The following is a 15593-nucleotide window of genomic DNA, read 5'->3' on the forward strand; positions in this document are numbered from 1 at the left end:
CCGTGGCGGGCAGGCTGCCGCCCCGGCGATGGTCAACCAGGTCGCTGTACCGCAGGCGAGGGTCGACGCCCACGCGGCTGGGGAGATCAAGAGGCAAGTCAACAACCTGCTTCTCGCCGAGGCGAAGGCGAACCCCGGCCTTGTCGGTCCCGTGCGCGAGCAGCGGGCCCGGGCTCTGATCAACGAGCGGGTCGCGGTGTGGGGTGATGCCGCCAGGACCACCCGTACCGTCACCGCGGCCGAGGAGCAGCAGCTCGCCGCGCTCGTCTTCGACATGCTGTTCCGCTCCGGTCGTCTGCAGCGCCACCTCGACGACCCGCGGGTCGAGGACATCTGGATCAATGGCCACGACCGGGTCTCACTGAAGTACAGCGGCGACAGCGAACCGGTCGCGGCCGAGCCGGTCGCCGAGTCGGAGGAGGAACTGCAGGAGCTGGTACGCGATCTGATCCGCAACAGCGGGCAGTCGGGCCGCACGTTCTCCACCGCGTCCCCCGACGCCGCGATCCGTCTGCCGGACGGCTCCCGGCTCCAGGCACTGCACCCGGAGATCACGGGTGAGCGGACGTTCGTCACGATCCGCCGCCACCGCCTGCAGAACGCGACCCTGGACGACCTCGTTGCGGGCGGCGCCATGGACGCCACGATCGCGTCCCTGCTGCGTGCCTGCGTGCGGGCGCGGCGCAACGTGATCGTGGTGGGTGAGCAGTCGTCGGGGAAGACGACGCTGATGCGAGCTCTGTTGCGGGAGATCCCGCAGCACGAGCGGTTCGGCACGGTGGAGACCGAGTTCGAGCTGTGGGCCCACCAAAACGGCTACCACACGCAGGTGGTGCCGATGGAGGCCCGTGAGTCCAACGGCGAGCGGGTCGACGGCCGCGCGGTCGGCGAGATTACGCTGCTCGACCTGATGTACCGTGCGAAGCGCATGTCGCTGAAGCGGGTCGTGGTCGGTGAGGTCCGCGGTCCGGAGATCACGGCGATGATGCAGGCCCTGACCAGTGACCGTCCCGGGTCCATGTGCACGATGCATGCCTCGGAGCCGCACGTCGTGTTCGACCGCATCGCCGAGCTGTACCTCCTGGCCCGCGGGAACTTCTCCGAGCAGCTGGCCTACCGTCAGATCGCCAACGGCCTGCACTTCGTCGTTTTCATGTCGGTCGACGAGTCCGGGCCTGCCCCTCGCCGGCTGGTGAGCCACATCTGGGAGATCACCGGCATCGGCGAGAACGGCCGCCCCGCGTACAACGAGGTGTTCCGGCCTGCGTCCGAGGAAGACCTGCGCGCGGTCCCGGCCGCTCCGCTCTCCCCGAGGTCCCGGCGGCGCCTGGAGGTGGCCGGGTTCTCCACCCACGTCCTGGATCAGGCCGCCGCCTGGAACAGGGGGCTGTGATGGGCGCCTTGTGGTGGATGCTGTGCGGGGCGATGCTCACCGGCGGTATCCTCGCCGCCGTCGTTGCCACCATCGGCACGACCGCTCCCAGAGGGCAGGGGCGAACGGCGCGCTGGCGGGCTCAGTGGTCCGGCGGGCCTGACGGGCAGGCGCGTGCCGCCCGCCGCCGCGCGCTGATCATCGCCGCCGTCGCCACGACCGCTGTGGTGTGGCTGGTCTCCGGCGTGTTCGTCGCCGCCCTGATCCTGGGCGGCTCGGTGATCGGCGTGCCGTGGCTGCTCGCCTCCGCGAACCCCTCGAAAGGCCGCATCGCCAAACTGGAGGCGCTCGCCGACTGGACCCAGCGCCTCTCCGAGATCCTCCGCCTCGGCTTCGCCCTGGAACAGGCCCTGATCACCAGCCGGAAGAACCCGCCGCCGGCGATCGAAGACGAGGTCGGCGAGCTCGCCGACAAGCTGAAGGCCGGCTGGCTGCCCGTCGACGCACTGCGCGACTTCGCGAACCGCCTCGACGACGTCACCGGCGACAAGGCCTGCGCCGCACTCATGCTGTGCGCCGTCGATCCCGGCCCCGGCCTCGCCCAGGTCCTCGAGGACGTCGCCGCCCAGGTCCGTGAGGAAGTCGCCGCCCGCCGCAAGATCGAAGCCGACCGGGCGAAGTCCCGCACCGCGATGCGCACCATGACCCTGATCTGCATGGCCCTGGTCGTGACCGGCTTCCTCATCCCCTACACCGCCCCCTATGCCACCCTCCTCGGTCAGCTCGTCCTGGCCCTGCTCGGCGCTGCTTTCGCCGCGGTGCTGTGGTGGACCCGGAAACTCGCCAGCCATCAGCCGGTTCCCCGGTTCCTGATCAACGACCCGCGCAGCCAGGTCAAGCAGCCGGGTGCCGAACCTGCGGAGGTGCCGGCCTCATGAGCCTGACCGCCCTGATCCTCTGCGGCGCCGCGGCCGGAGGAGGCATCGCTCTCCTCGTCCGAGAGGTCACGCCGTCCGCGCCCCGCCTCGGCCCGGCCCTGCGCCGCCTCGACCCGCCCGTCGCCGGCCCCGGCTCCCGCCAGCCCGGTCGTCCGCAGCCCGCCGGAGGTGCGTGGGCGGGACGTCTGGCGGAGCGCATGCCGGGCAGGATCCCGCGCGCCGATCTCGACCTGCTTCACCAGAGCCCGGAGCAGTTCGTCACCAACAAGGTGGCCCTGGCGCTGCTGGGACTGCTCGTCCCGCTCGTCCCCTCGGTCGGATGGGCGCTGATGGGGCTGCCCGTGTTCATGTTCATTCCGGCTGTGGCCGGCGTGCTGCTCGCGGCTGTCCTGTGGTTCGTGCCCGACTGGGCGGTCGCGACCGAAGCAGGCAAGGCCCGCACCGAGTTCGCGCACGCCGCAGCGGCCTGGATGGATCTGGTCGCCACCCGCATGGCCTCCAACGTCGCGGCCGACCAGGCGCTGGAGGACGCCGCCCGCATCGGCAACGGGTGGGCCTTCACCCGCATTCAGGAAGCGCTGTTGCGTGCCCGGACCGAGAAGTCGTCCCCCTGGCAGGCGCTCGCCGACCTCGGCACCCAGCTGCGCCTGCCGGTGCTGAACGACGTCGCCGACATCATGCGGTTGTCATCCGACGACGGTGCCTCCGTCTACGACACCCTGCGCAACCGTGCCAAGAGCCTGACCAACGAACTCCTCACCGCCGAGGCCGCCCGCGCGAACGCCGACAGCGAGAAGCTCCACACCCCCGCCGCACTCCTCGCCGTCATCGTCATGATCGCGATGGCGTTCCCGGCGGTCCTCAACATCTTCTCCATCTGACCGAAGCCGCACTCCGCACCATCCGAAGGGACCTCACTCATGAAGACCAGCCTTCTGCTCCGCGCCCAGGCCGCCGCGACCACCTGCGCCTGGGCGCTCCGTTCGCGTCTCGAGGAGGCACGCGCGGAGGCTCGGGACCGCGGCGACCGCGGGGACAGCCCGATCTCCACGGTCGTCATCATCATCGCGGCCGTCACCGGTGCCCTGCTCATCGCCGGCGGCCTCGCCGCCGCGTACGGGCGGGCCAACGGCAGGCTCGACGGCATCCTCGGCGGCTGATCCCAGGGACCCGGACACCTCATGCTGACTGCCCTCGCACGCGCCGACCGGGACAGGGGATCGTCACCGATCCAGGTGGCGATCCTCTTCCCCGTCGTGATCCTGCTGATCCTCGCGATCGTGCAGGGCTTCCTGGCTGCCTACGCCCGTAACGTCGCGGCGACTGCCGCCCGCGAGGGCGTCTCCGCTGGCCGCATGTACGAAGCCGGGGCCGGGGAAGGTGCGGCCAAGGCGCGCTCGGCGGTCAACGCGTTGGGCGGCGGGATTCTCGTCGATGCCCGCGTCTCCACGGCGGGCAGTACTGCCGACAGGATCAGCCTCACCGTCGAGGGCCGTGCGGTCTCTCTCGTTCCAGGGCTGAGGGGCTGGCCGGTCAGCGCGTCCGCGTCCGGGCCTGTCGAGCGGTGGACCACCGCAGGAGGCCGCTGATGCGCGCTGCTCTGCACCGGCTTGGCCGCGGTCTGCGAAAGGAATCGGACCGGGGTGACGCCGCGATCGAAGCGGTCATCGTCGTCCCTCTCCTGATCGCGCTCGCCCTCGTGTTCATCGCCGGCGCCCGTCTCTCGCTCGCCGGTCAGAAGACCGATGCCGCCGCGCAGGCCGCCGCCCGCGCCGCCTCCCTCGAACGCACTCCCGCCGCCGGGCAGTCCGCCGCCCGCAGCGCTGCCACTGACGCCCTCGGCCGGCAGGAGCAGACCTGCTCGGCCACCCGGGTCACCGCCGCCACCAGCGGGCTGAGCGCGCCGCTCGGTCAGGTCTCGACCGTGACGGTGACCGTCTCGTGCACCGTCCCCCTCGGTGACCTGCTGCTCCTCGGCGGTGGCCCTGGCGTGCGGACCGTGACCTCCTCCTTCACCTCGATCGTCGACGCCTACCGGGAGCGCGGATGAGCCGCAAGCACCCCGCCCGACGGTGGGACTGGAAGGACGACCGGGGCGGGATCTCCCCGTTCGTCGCCATCATCACCGTGCCCCTGCTCCTCCTCGGCGGCCTGCTCGCCATCGACGCCTTCGGTATCACCCGGGCCCACGAACGCGCCGACGGGATCGCCACCGAAGCCGCCCGCGCCGCCGCCCAGGCCGTCGACCCCGCGCGTGCCGTCACCGGCGAAGGCGTCGCAGCCGATCCCGATGCCGCCGTCGCCGCCGCCCAGGCCTATCTCAGCAGGGCCGGTGTCCGCGGCACTGCAAGCGTGTCCGGCGACGGCAGACGCATCACCATCCACGCAACCGGCAGCTACCGGGGCGTGTTCGTCCCCAAGACCTGGACCCTGCACGCGACCAGCTCGGCCACTCTCCTGCATGGCACGACCCGACCCGAGAAGGACTGACCGCCGATGCCCGCTCCCCGCTCCCTCGGGCGGCGCCTATTGCGCGCCCTGGTCTCCGCCGTCGTCCTGGCCGCCCTGACCGGAGGCCTGCCGTGGCTGCTGTGGGCGACCACCACCGCCGTCTGGGTCCCGGGCACTGACGCCTTCGCCCACTTGCTCTCCCGTCCGGACACCGGCGCCGCGTTCATGCTCGCCCTCTGCGTCATCGGATGGATCGCCTGGGCGAGCTTCGCCGTCTCCCTGCTCCTGGAGATCCCGTCGCAGCTGAGGGGCCGTGCCGCGCCACGCCTGCCTGGGCTGCACCTGTCCCAGCGCGCCGCCGGAACACTCGTCTCCGGCATCATCGTGCTCTTCGCCTCCAGCGCCCTCGCGTCCGCGACACCCGCTCTCGCCACCGCCGGCCCGGCGACGGCAGTCACGGCCTCTACTGCCGAGGTCGTCCCCCCGGCGTCCGCAACGGCTCCTGAGGATCGCACCGCAGCCACGGCCGGAACGCGGCAGGCAGCCGAGCAGACGTACACGGTCCGCGACGCGAGGCCCGCGGAGAGCCTGTGGAGCATCGCGGAGAAGGTCTATGGCCACGGCGAGCTCTACACGAAGATCGCCGACGCCAACGAAGGCCGGCAGATGACCGACGGGACCACCTTCCACGCCGACGCACCCATCCAGCCAGGATGGATCCTCGCCGTGCCCGAAGCCCCCACCGCCCAGGCCCCGGCCGCCCCTTCGCAACCGAGTGGCGGCTCGTACACGGTCCAAGGCGGCGACACTCTGTGGAACGTGGCCGAGGAGGAACTCGGCGACGGCGAGCGGTACGGCGAACTCTTCGAAGCGAACATGGGCTCGCCGACCCCGGACGGAGGCACCTTCGACAATCCCGACCTGATCGTCCCCGGCCAGGTCCTGGACCTTCCCAAGGCCGCGACGCCGGGCGCACCTCCCCCACACCGCAGCGCCCCCAAGCCGGATACGCCGCCCAGCAGTCCGAAGGCTTCTGACCGGGCCGAGGACGCGCAGCACGACACGCCGCCGGCTCCCAGCAGCCCCGCCCCGGGTACGGAAGCCGTTCGCCCCGCGCAGCCCACACCGCCCGCGGTCTCGTCTCCCTCTCATACCGTTCAAACCCCGGGCAGTGCCACGCCCTCCCCCAGCACCACGGCCACGCCGATGCCCGCTGTCCAGCACAGCGACGAGGATTCCGCCCTGGGTACCGTCCTGTATGCGGCAGGCGGCACCCTGGTTGCCGGCGGCGTTGTCCTGATGCTTCGTCGTCGCCGGATACTGCAGAGGCGAAGGCGGGCTGACGGCCAGCGCATCGCGATGCCTTCCGGTCCTGCAGCGGTCGCCGAGCGGGCACTGCGCAGCGTGGATTCGAGTATGGAGCTCGTCTTCCTGGACCGCGTGCTGCGCTCGTTCGCGTTCCACGTTGCCGCCGAGGACCGGCCCCTGCCTGCTGTCGCAGCCGTCCAGCTGGGCGCCGAAGGAGTCCTGCTGCACCTTCCCGCCGCTGCAGTCGCCGCCGGCGCGGAAGCGTCGCTTGGTTCGATGGCTCCCTTTGCTGCCGTCAAGGACCAGCCGGGGGTGTGGTGGTGCCCGGCTGATTCCGCCGAGCTCCTGGACGACGAGGCGCTTGCCGGGGTCGCCTCCCCCTATCCGGCGCTCGTGCCGCTGGGAGAAGACGGCACCGGCGGCATCCTCCTCGTCGACCTGGACGAGTTCGGTGCCCTGCACCTGACCGGCAGCCGCCGCATCCAGATGCTGCGCACCCTGGGAATCTCCTTGGCCTTGTCTCCGCTGGGGCAGGTCGACGTCCTGGTCGCGGGAGAGGACACCGCCCCGGGGCTGTCGTTGCTCGATTCGGATCGTGTCCAATCACACGACGACCTGGCGTCGGCAGCCGCCGCCGCACACGCGCACCATGCCGACCAGCAGCGGCTCATGGCCGACACAGGCCTGCCGGATCTGTTCCACGCTCGGGTGGCCTCGGACCTCGCAGAGGAGTTCCACCCGCTGGTGGTCCTCTCCGATCTGGATACCTGCCCCGTCCTCGAGGCAGTGGACCGGATCGACGGCCTCCTGGAGTCCGAGCCGCTGTCGTCCACAGCCGTGATCACCTGCGGTGCTCAGCCCGCTCGGCCGGCTGGCGGCGGGATCTGGGAGATCGACACCGACGCTCCCACGCTCCCTGTTCCAGACACGTCTCTGCAATGCGTGTTGTCCATGTGCAGCGATGACGACTATGCCGACATCCTCACCCTCGCGGTGACAGCGGACTCCCCCACGGCCGTTCCTGCCGCCGCTCCTGTTCCGCTGTCCAAGCTCTTCCCCGACATCGCCCCAGACTCAGATGCGGGCACCTCTCTGCAGACGACCGCTCCGGCTACCGGCGGGGCGGCACCGAGCCTGCTGGCCAGTCTCGCCGCCCTCGATGAGGACCCCGAAGACGCCGGTGAGGAGGAAGACGAAGAGGAAGAAGAGGAGGCGCCAGAGGCCGCGGCTGAAACAGTGACTGAGCCGATGGAAAGCGCCGATCCGTCGGCCGGTGCGGAGGACGACGACGCCACGATGGCCGCGAACACGGTGACCGTCCTGCCGGCCGCGGCAACACCCGGGCAGGTCGTCCTGCCTGCGTCGCGAGCCCTTCCCCAGGTCAGTATCCGACTGCCCGCCCCTCTCGCCGAGGACCCCGAGTGCCAGCCGCCGTCAGAATCCACCCCGCCTTCCGACGGCCCGATCGAAGCAGTGTTCCCGGACATCGACTTCCCGCGGGACCAGCCCGTGATCAACGTCCTCGGCCCGGTCGAAGTCTCCGGGGCCCGTGGCACCGTCGACTCCAACCGGCGTACCCGGGCCATGGAACTCGCCGCCTTCCTCGTCCTTCATCCAGGCGCCACCGCCCCACAGATCGATGAGGTCCTTTCGCCCCGCGGTGGACTGACCAACCCCAAGACCCGCAACTCCCGCCTGCGTGATGTGCGGCGGTGGCTCGGCCTCGACGACGAGGACCAGCCCTTCTTCCGCCGCATGGCCAAGCACGCAGACGGCCACCGGCTCGTCGGAGTCGAATGCGACTGGATCCAGTTCCAGCTCCTCCACGACGTCGCCCTCCAAGTACCCCGCGTCCACGGCCAGGCCCTGCTCCGCCGCGCCCTCGAACTGGTCCGAGGCCGCCCGTTCTCCGGAGTCAGCTCCACCTACTACAGCTGGGCCGAACCGATCGTGGAGGACATCAACGACAAGATCGTCAACAGTGCCAGCCTGCTGGCCAACTGGTATCTCGAAGCCGGTGACGGCCGAGGGGCACTGTGGGCCGCCGGCCGCGGACTCGAGGTCGCACGAGAGCGCGAGGAACTCTGGCGCCACCGCTTCCGCGCCCTGGCCCTCCTGGGCGACCACACCGGACTTGAGGAAGCCATTCACCGGCTGGAGGCTCTCCTGGTAGATCACGGGTGGGCCATGGATGAAGAGACCTCCCAGACCATCCGCATGGTGCACGCCACCCGCCGCTAGCCCAGCACCAAGAAAGGGGTGGGACCGCCAATCTGGTGGGTCTCACCCCTTCTCATTCCCAACTCGCCCTGGGGCATCGCGACCTCTGGCGCGGCCGACCCGTCCGCTCGCTTTGGCGGACCCTTGTCCGCCTCCGGGGAACTTCAGCTCTGCGACGGGTCACTGTTTGGGTCACCCGGGAATCAGTGACCCAAACAGTGACCCACGAGAGAAGACCAGGTCAGAGGCGGCGGGTCACTCTTGAGTGAAGCTAGCGGCCCCTCTTGTCAGAGCTCGATCCGGTCACCGGTCAGGCAGGCTGGGGTGCGGACCTGACGGTCCTCTCAAAGGCGCCGCCCAACCGGTCGGCCCGCCGGACAGGCAACAGGCTGAGACCTGATGTCAGGTGCCCTCATCGAACGCGGCCGGGTGGCACCCCTCGAGGGAAGCGGGTGCCGCCCTGCCAGCTGACTCAGATGAAGGGGGTCAGCCGGCGTATCCGTTCTTGATGAGATCGGCGGCAGCTTGCCTTCGTTCACTGGCAGCCGTGCGGGCGACATTGAGGGCGCTGCCGATGTCCTCCAGGGTCACGGCGTACATGTCAGGCTCAATGGGCCGCTCGTGCTCGGGGAGAGCATGGTGAGCGGCAAGGATCATGCGGGCTACCTGACGCTCGCCTCGCTCACGGGGACTCAGGCGGGCAGCGTCGTCGGCTTCCTGCGCGGCCAGCTCAGCCCGGGCGGCTGTCTCGCGGGCAAGGGCAGTACGCCCATCGGCCTCCGCCTGTCGTGCCACGGCTTCCCTACGCTCCGCCTCTGCGGCCTGCCTCGCCGCTTCCTCGCGGGCTGCTTCCGCCTCGACCTGGAGCCGGATCAGGCGGTCCTCCTCGGACCGGAGCCGGGCGGCCTCGGCCCGGGCCTCAGCCTCCGCCTCGGCGGCCGTTTTCTCCGCCCGCTCCTGCCGTGCCGCAGCATGCTCCGCCTCCGCGGACTCGCGCTCCGCCTCCGCAGCCAGCCGCTCCGCCTCCGCGGCCTTCCGTTCCGCCTCCGCAGCTTGCCGCTCCGCCAGCCGCAGGGCCGACTCCGCCGACAGCAGAGCTGTCTTCTCCGCTGCCTCCGCTGCCGCCTTCGCCGATGCCTCGGCCGCGTGGGCCTCCGTCTCAGCGGTGGCGGTCTGCGCCGCGATGTGGTGCTCGGCCGTGGCCACCTTCGCCTCGATGCTCATGCGCCGAATCGTCGCGTCGGCCTGCCGCTCCTCCTCTTCCAGCATGCGCTGCTCATCGCGCTCGGCGGCGGCCGCGACCCTCGCCTTCTCGGCGTCCAGGCGCCGGTCGGCGTCCTCCTGCTGCTTGCGGGGCAGGTCCAAGGCCTCGTCCACTCCCAGGCCGAAGGGCGCCAGGGTGAAGGGCAGCATCTCAGCAGCTCCGGCCTTCTTCTTCCATTGCCGGCCGTGCTGGTGCTGGAGCCAGGCCCGGTAGACGGTCAGTTCCTGCTCCATGGCGACCATCTGGACATAGGAGGTGATGTCCCAGAGCTTCATTCGCCGGAACAGAAACCAGGTCTTCCAAGGGGACAGCAGCCAGCGGTGAAGCGGGATCCCATCCGACTCGACTGCCAGGACCAACTTGTTGGTGCGGATGATCAGGTGGCGTATGGCTTCAACGACGGCAACGAAGAGCAACGGGAGAACGCCGTGCATGAAGGCGCCGAGTGGGTCATCCTTCACCGGCTTCTGACCCGAGGCCGCGTTGAACAGGATCGTGGCCAGGGTCAGGATATGGGCCACTAGCCGCAGCACGGGCTTGGGCATCCGGCGCGAGACCAGGACCAGGTCCAGGCCGTACATGGCGATGATGCCTGCGTCGATGCCGATCGGGAAGACGTACGAGTAGGCACCGAAGCCATGAAACTGAGCAAGGTCCCGCAGGGCCGCGTAGGAGCCGGCGAACCCGATACCGGCGACTCCGGCCGCGCAGACCCCGGAGATGACGACCACCCAGCGCATAGCCTTCAGCGACCAAGGTTTGGGCGTGGCGGGGGTGTCGGCCTTCTCTTTGATGGCAGCCTGGGTCGGGGCTCCGCCTGCAGGCGGAACGGCTCCGCCCGCAGGCGGAACACTGCTCCGTGTAGGCGGAACACCGCTCCGTGGGGGCGGAGCGGTCGGCTGGGTCCCCGGAACAGACTCGTCTGCACCCGGAGCGGCCCGCCCCATCACAGGCGGGGCAGCCGGAGCCTGGTCTTCCGTCAGCACATCACGCATCCGCACAGTCTGCCGCAGGTACGGACAGCTGGAGCTCGGGGGCCTCTTCCCGGAGCGACGCTCTGTGGAGAATGGCGCGCGCCGGTCGGGGTGGGGACTCGCCCCAACGCGGTATGGGCTCGCGCCTCATGCACGGCAATGTGTGGGCGGCGCGGGCTCGTCGCGCCGCCCTTCGCTTGCGGCAAGCCCCTGCCCCGGACGGGAAGTGCCGGGGCCACTGCGGGAACGGGCTTCGGCGAGACGGTTCGGCTGGCCATCATTCTTCGCTTGTCGATCATTCTTCGACGGGAAGGCCACTCGAAACGACTTAAAGCCCTGAATCGTCAGAAATGCGACGTCCAGAACGGGGGCCTGGGCGGCCGTTCTCGTGATCTCCGGTATGAGGAGACGTCAGGAGCCACCCCAGGCCCTTAGGCGGGCTCACAGCGGCGCGCCAACTTCCCCCAACCTCACCGAGGTAAGTAAGCTCTCCTCGTGACGTCCTCAAACGATCAAGGGGAGAGGCAGAAGGTTACCTTCAAGCTTCCGGCGCCCCTCAAAGCAGAACTCAAGATCCGCGCTGCGGAGCTCCGCAGCGACATCCAAGATGCAGTGGCCGACGCCCTCAGCGAGTGGAGCGAAGCCGCACCAGGGAAAGTTCCCCAAGTCGACACGGCTGGAGCGCCACCGTTCGCCACCTGGCTCAAGGAGTCGAGCACCGCTCAGTTCAAGGCGGAGTGCAGCAAGCGAGGAATCCCGTACGTCCAGGGGCTCGCCCAGGCGGTGTCCCTCTGGCTGGCCGCGCACCCTTCCCCCCGCCATCAGCCGCTGGAGCGCACCACACGTCGCCTCATCGTCTGCAACCAGAAGGGCGGCGTAGGGAAGACCGCGGTCACGGCCGGCCTCGGAGGGGCCTTCGCTGAGGACGCAGAACTTGCCCGTCTCGCTGGAGGAGCCTTTCCGGGCGGGGCTGAACTCGTTCGTGTGGCAGCGCTGCTGACGGAGCAGGAGGCGGGAGGCTCAGCCTCAGGCACAGCAGAAGCAGACGATTCCTACGAAGCCCCGGAACTGCGGGTACTGCTCGTGGACTACGACCCGCAAGGCCACTTGACCAAGCAACTCGGCGTCAAGCAGCTCCCCGCGAACGGGCCCAGCTTGGCCAAGTTCATGTCCCGGCAGGCCACCGGCGACATCCATGACCTCATCGTCCCCGTGGAGGAAGAGCGATTCGGCGGCCGTCTGGACCTTCTGCCTTCCTGCCAGGACGCCTTCCTGCTGGACGTCATGATCTCGGCTGCGCGCAACCGCCAGGCCACCCTGGAGCACGCACTCGAACCGCTTGAAGCTCACTACGACATCATCATCGTCGACTGCCCTCCAAGCCTGGGCATGGCCATGGACGCCGCCATCTACTACGCCCGGGAACGAGACGGCGAGCCCGAAGGCGATTCCGGGATCGTCATCGTGGTCCAGGCGGAGGACTCATCCGCTGACGCGTACACGATGCTTGTCGAGCAGATCGACGACGGCATGATCGACTGGCGGATCACGACCGCCTATCTCGGTCTGGTGGTCAACCTGTATGACGCCCGCGACGGGCACGTCGTCACCAGTTCGCTCAATGAGTGGTACGCACTCGAAGAGCCCCGCGTCATAGGAGTCATCCCCCGGCGCAAAGAGCAGCGGGAAGCCGCGCGGGCACGCCGGCCGCTGCTCGCCTACGACCCGTCCTGTGACCAGTCACGCGTCATGCGCCAGATCGTCAAGGAGATCTCCTCTTGAGTTCCGACCGTCGAAAGTCCGCAGCCGAACGGACCGGGCCCAGCGCGGCTTTCGGATCCGCACGCTCACTGCGTGTCACTCGCGGACAGATCATCGACTCCGTCGTGGGTGCTCCCCCGGCTTCCGTCTCGCCTGAAGTCGTCGCTGAGAACCCTGAGAACCCGCGCCGGGAGTTCGACGAGCAGTACCTGGACAGTCTCGCCCGCAACATGCGCGAAGTCGGTCAGATCCAGACGGCCACTGTCATGACCCGGCTGGCCTTCCTGGTAGCCCACCCCGAGCACCAGGACGCAGTGCCGGCCGGGCTCGAGTACGTCGTCATCGACGGCCACTGTCGACTCAAGGCCGCTCGCAAGGCGGGCATCGACCTGCGCATCACGGTCGACGACTCATCGGCAGGCACCCGGGAGGACCTTCTCGCTGCAGCTCTCAGCGCGAACCACTTTCGCAAGGACCTGACGCCCATCGAGGAGGCCGAAGCCCTCGATGCTCTCGTGGCCTTTCACGGCAGCGCAGCAGCAGTCGTTAGCGTCCTGGGGGGGACGGTCAACGACTCGTGGATTTCCACCCGTCGCGCGCTACTCCAGCTTCCCGAGCCGATCCAGGAGCGGGTCGCGGCCAAGGAAGTACCCATCGCGATTGCCCGTAAGGCAGGACGCCTTCCTGCTGAGCAGCAGGCGTCCTTCGTCGAAGCGAAGATGGCGGAGCGCAAGGCAGAGCAGGCCCGGAAGCCCAAGGCCATCCGCGGCAGGGCCGCCGCTGCGCTCAAGAAGGAGCAGCAGCCTCAGGCCCCGGCAGCCGGCACGTCCACGGACACACTTATGCACCCGGAGGCTTCGGGAGACGATGCCCTTGGCACGGCCCAGAGCGTTCCCGAGCCGCGTGTCGAAACGCCTTCCCCGGACAGGAGCGAGGCTCTCGTCGATTGGGCAGACGCTGATGCCGTCGTGGCCACGATCTTGCAACGCTCCCCCTCCAGTACGATCCAGAAGATCGCACAGGGCCTCCTCGACGCACTCTGAGAGACAGCGGTTTTACGCGGTAAAACCCCCTGTCCTCACGGCGGCAGTTTTACCGCGTAAAACCGCCTGTCCGCAGACCAGCCCGATGGTGCTGACCTCGGCCCACTTTTACGCGGTAAAAAAGCCCGCTCCGCTGAACGCCAAGAAGGCCGGCACCCCACGAACACATGGGGTGCCGGCCTTCTTGGCGTGGCGAAGAGCGCAGGTGGTGGCCTTCGTCAGCATCGGGGACGAGCAGGCCGGTGATGTGCAGGTCGCCAAAGCCCCAGGGGAAGCCGACGTCGCCGAGTCTTCAGCTGGAACCGGGACCTGTTCTGGAGGGTGCGTGATGCCGCCAGCGCCCCTCTGGTCGCAACGTCGTGCAGGCCGGTGGGTGTCGTGCGCTCGCTCCAGTGCCGGTACCGGACTACTTGAGGATGCGGGGGAGATGGACGTGGAGGTGCTCGACATCGACCAGTCGGCTGCGGGAGCGAAGCTCTCGGGCGAGGAGTTCGGTGAGGCCGGCTGCCCTGTGCTTCCCGCCGGCACAGCCGATGGCGATGGAATGCGGGCCGGCGGGCAGGCCTACGTAGTCGGCAAGGTTGGCGAGCAGCTCGCGGGCGCCCGGAGTGCTGAGGACGATGTCCTGGACGCGGGGGTTGAGGCCGTCGAGGTCGAGGATGTCGCGGGCGGCGGCGGGGTCCCGGAGCCGGACGCGGACGTCTTCGATCCGGTCGGCGGTGGGCGGGATAGGGCGGCTGTCCAGGCCAGTGGGCAGGTGCAGGTAGCCGAACGAGATCAGACGGATCGGGTGCAAGGGAAGCCTCCTGCTCGTGGTGAAGGGCGAGACCGAGCGGAACGCCGTCGGCGGGGCCGCCTGTGGCCTTCGGGCGGCTCCGTTGGGCGTGGATACAGGCGGGGTGAGGTCAGAGTGTGGGATGCAGGACGGTGTTGAGGACCTTGGCGTGGTCGAACGCGAGCGGCTGGCGGAGGTCGGTCAGGGGCCACCAGCGGGCGTCGTCTCCGGCGGTGGTCTAAGTGCCGGCGGGGACGGTGGCGAGGTAGGCGACGGTGACGTACCGGCCGCGCGGGTCGCGGTCGGGCTGGTCCCAGATGCCGACCAGGCGCAGCTCGTCTTCGGTCACGCGGACGCAGGTCTCTTCCTCCAGCTCGCGGACGGCGGCCCGACTGGAGGCCTTCCCCTCGTCCCCGTCGGTGACGGCGACGACGTCGGCGGTGTAGCGGATGGTCGCGTGGTTCTCGTGGGTGTCGGTCATGGTCGGCTCCTTGAACGGGTGCTCGGTGGGATCGGGTCGGGTGGGCCGGGGCCGGGCCGCGATGGTCACGGCCCCTGGGGTGGGTCAGTCGGTCTGGCGGATCGGCATGAGGAGGTAGCGCAGGGCCTGGTCGTCCCGGGTGCCGTCGAGGTCGAGGTGGATGTCGCCGCGGATGGTGGCGGTGATGTCGGCCAGGAGCCGTCCGGGGGACCAGGGCGCGGCCGGGCGTGGTGACGGCGGCCGGGACGGTGGTGTCGGCGGAGACCTCGTAGTCGAAGGCGCGGATGCGCAGGCGCTCGTCGCCGGTGGCGTCCAGGAGCAGACCGGCCAGGACCGGGGCGGGCGGCCGGGAGGGCAGGGTGCGGGCGGCGTAGCCGACGGCTGCGGCAAGGTCGGCGTGGTCGATCGTGAGCTTCACGAGGGTGTCCCTTCGGGGCGGTGAGGTCGGGGAGCAGCTGCGTGGGTGCCGGGGCGGGGAGCCGCCCTGCGGTGTGCGGGCGGCTCCGCCGGTCGTGGGCGGGTGAAGGGCTCAGGAGTTGGGGGGCGGGTTGCCGGTCTCGTGGGCGTGGATCAGGTCGGTGATGGCGTCCGCGTTCTCGGCGGTGCCGACCCAGACGCCGGTCTCGGTGAAGACCGGGACGGTGTCCACCTCGGGGTCGAAGACGACGAGGTAGGGGCCGTAGCGGTCGAGAACCATGTCGGCCAGGTGCCGGGCGGGTGCGGGCGCCAGGAGCTCCAGAGAGTCGACGGCGAGGCGCGGGCCGCCCCCGTCGCCGGGGCCGGGCACGGCGAGGTGGCCGCCGATCCGCAGCAGGTCGCCGGGCTGCATCAGGTTGAGCAGGGCGTGGGCGAGGTGCGGGTCGACGGTGCGGCAGGCGAAGACGGTCTCGTCGACGTTGTTGTCGGTGGGGGAGGAGATCACCCGGAAGCGGGCGGTGAGGCCGTCGTCGCCGGGGACGGGGAGTTCGTCGAGGTAGCCGTCGAGGACCAGGGGTATCGCGGTCAT

The 15593-nt window shown here is 69.7% G+C and carries 14 protein-coding genes and 1 pseudogene; 10 read left to right on the forward strand and 5 right to left on the reverse strand.

Annotated elements, in window-relative coordinates; all coding sequences use genetic code 11:
* Positions 1-28 precede the first annotated feature (28 nt).
* Genes ACIP84_RS35210 through ACIP84_RS35245 form a run of 8 tightly spaced genes read left to right on the forward strand, consistent with a single transcriptional unit; the run spans position 29 to position 8310 of the window.
* Positions 29-1393 carry a CpaF family protein gene (locus tag ACIP84_RS35210; RefSeq protein WP_401803698.1) on the forward strand — a complete coding sequence of 455 codons (1365 nt, stop codon included), beginning with the start codon at positions 29-31 and terminating at the stop codon, positions 1391-1393.
* Complete coding sequence (locus ACIP84_RS35215; RefSeq protein WP_376455318.1) at positions 1393-2310, forward strand: type II secretion system F family protein; 918 nt, start codon at positions 1393-1395, stop codon at positions 2308-2310. The genes ACIP84_RS35210 and ACIP84_RS35215 overlap by 1 nt, the downstream gene beginning before the upstream one ends.
* The gene (locus tag ACIP84_RS35220; RefSeq protein WP_376317589.1) at positions 2307-3191 is read left to right on the forward strand and encodes a type II secretion system F family protein; all 885 of its coding nucleotides are present in this window, start codon (positions 2307-2309) and stop codon (positions 3189-3191) included. Before ACIP84_RS35215 ends, ACIP84_RS35220 begins: the two co-directional genes overlap by 4 nt.
* 39 nt (positions 3192-3230) lie before the next feature.
* Positions 3231-3470 carry a hypothetical protein gene (locus ACIP84_RS35225; protein WP_073919232.1) on the forward strand — a complete coding sequence of 80 codons (240 nt, stop codon included), beginning with the start codon at positions 3231-3233 and terminating at the stop codon, positions 3468-3470.
* Between the two features lie 21 nt (positions 3471-3491).
* A complete protein-coding gene (locus ACIP84_RS35230) occupies positions 3492-3899 on the forward strand; it encodes a TadE/TadG family type IV pilus assembly protein (RefSeq protein ID WP_401803702.1) in 408 nt (135 codons plus the stop codon).
* Positions 3899-4360 (forward strand): TadE/TadG family type IV pilus assembly protein, encoded by a 462-nt coding sequence (locus ACIP84_RS35235; RefSeq protein WP_401803704.1) that lies wholly within the window; start codon positions 3899-3901, stop codon positions 4358-4360. The genes ACIP84_RS35230 and ACIP84_RS35235 overlap by 1 nt, the downstream gene beginning before the upstream one ends.
* Positions 4357-4800, forward strand: a complete 444-nt coding sequence (locus tag ACIP84_RS35240) for a pilus assembly protein TadG-related protein (protein ID WP_401803705.1) — start codon at positions 4357-4359, stop codon at positions 4798-4800. Before ACIP84_RS35235 ends, ACIP84_RS35240 begins: the two co-directional genes overlap by 4 nt.
* Before the next feature lie 6 nt (positions 4801-4806).
* Positions 4807-8310, forward strand: a complete 3504-nt coding sequence (locus tag ACIP84_RS35245) for a LysM peptidoglycan-binding domain-containing protein (RefSeq protein WP_401803708.1) — start codon at positions 4807-4809, stop codon at positions 8308-8310.
* Between the two features lie 465 nt (positions 8311-8775).
* Here the strand turns inward: ACIP84_RS35245 and ACIP84_RS35250 are convergent, their stop codons facing one another.
* Entirely contained in the window at positions 8776-10293 is a 1518-nt protein-coding gene (locus tag ACIP84_RS35250) for a DUF2637 domain-containing protein (RefSeq protein WP_401803710.1), read from the reverse strand.
* A gap of 729 nt (positions 10294-11022) precedes the next feature.
* Between ACIP84_RS35250 and ACIP84_RS35255 the strand changes: the two genes are divergently transcribed.
* Together ACIP84_RS35255 and ACIP84_RS35260 are read left to right on the forward strand one after the other, a co-directional pair.
* A complete protein-coding gene (locus ACIP84_RS35255; RefSeq protein WP_401803712.1) occupies positions 11023-12309 on the forward strand; it encodes a ParA family protein in 1287 nt (428 codons plus the stop codon).
* Positions 12306-13331: a ParB/RepB/Spo0J family partition protein gene (locus ACIP84_RS35260; protein ID WP_401803713.1), complete on the forward strand. Its 1026-nt coding sequence runs from the start codon at positions 12306-12308 to the stop codon at positions 13329-13331. Before ACIP84_RS35255 ends, ACIP84_RS35260 begins: the two co-directional genes overlap by 4 nt.
* A 406-nt stretch (positions 13332-13737) precedes the next feature.
* Here ACIP84_RS35260 and ACIP84_RS35265 read toward each other — a convergent pair whose 3' ends face one another.
* From ACIP84_RS35265 to ACIP84_RS35280, 4 genes and pseudogenes are all read right to left on the reverse strand, one after another.
* Complete coding sequence (locus ACIP84_RS35265) at positions 13738-14127, reverse strand: hypothetical protein (RefSeq protein WP_401803715.1); 390 nt, start codon at positions 14125-14127, stop codon at positions 13738-13740.
* 217 nt (positions 14128-14344) lie between these two features.
* Complete coding sequence (locus ACIP84_RS35270) at positions 14345-14587, reverse strand: NUDIX domain-containing protein (protein ID WP_401803716.1); 243 nt, start codon at positions 14585-14587, stop codon at positions 14345-14347.
* 265 nt (positions 14588-14852) lie between these two features.
* Positions 14853-15005: pseudogene (locus tag ACIP84_RS35275) on the reverse strand (DNA polymerase III subunit beta); the annotation flags it as partial.
* 111 nt (positions 15006-15116) lie between these two features.
* Positions 15117-15593 (reverse strand): hypothetical protein, encoded by a 477-nt coding sequence (locus tag ACIP84_RS35280; RefSeq protein WP_401803718.1) that lies wholly within the window; start codon positions 15591-15593, stop codon positions 15117-15119.

This window comes from Streptomyces sp. NPDC088707 (genome assembly GCF_044752725.1).
GTDB lineage: Bacteria > Actinomycetota > Actinomycetes > Streptomycetales > Streptomycetaceae > Streptomyces.

Coding starts and splice junctions, on each gene's coding strand:
- ACIP84_RS35210 (WP_401803698.1), top strand. CDS start 29: ATGGTCAACCAGGTCGCTGTACCGCAGGCGAGGGTCGACGCCCACGCG.
- ACIP84_RS35215 (WP_376455318.1), top strand. CDS start 1,393: ATGGGCGCCTTGTGGTGGATGCTGTGCGGGGCGATGCTCACCGGCGGT.
- ACIP84_RS35220 (WP_376317589.1), top strand. CDS start 2,307: ATGAGCCTGACCGCCCTGATCCTCTGCGGCGCCGCGGCCGGAGGAGGC.
- ACIP84_RS35225 (WP_073919232.1), top strand. CDS start 3,231: ATGAAGACCAGCCTTCTGCTCCGCGCCCAGGCCGCCGCGACCACCTGC.
- ACIP84_RS35230 (WP_401803702.1), top strand. CDS start 3,492: ATGCTGACTGCCCTCGCACGCGCCGACCGGGACAGGGGATCGTCACCG.
- ACIP84_RS35235 (WP_401803704.1), top strand. CDS start 3,899: ATGCGCGCTGCTCTGCACCGGCTTGGCCGCGGTCTGCGAAAGGAATCG.
- ACIP84_RS35240 (WP_401803705.1), top strand. CDS start 4,357: ATGAGCCGCAAGCACCCCGCCCGACGGTGGGACTGGAAGGACGACCGG.
- ACIP84_RS35245 (WP_401803708.1), top strand. CDS start 4,807: ATGCCCGCTCCCCGCTCCCTCGGGCGGCGCCTATTGCGCGCCCTGGTC.
- ACIP84_RS35250 (WP_401803710.1), bottom strand. CDS start 10,293: ATGCGCTGGGTGGTCGTCATCTCCGGGGTCTGCGCGGCCGGAGTCGCC.
- ACIP84_RS35270 (WP_401803716.1), bottom strand. CDS start 14,587: ATGACCGACACCCACGAGAACCACGCGACCATCCGCTACACCGCCGAC.
- ACIP84_RS35280 (WP_401803718.1), bottom strand. CDS start 15,593: ATGACCGCGATACCCCTGGTCCTCGACGGCTACCTCGACGAACTCCCC.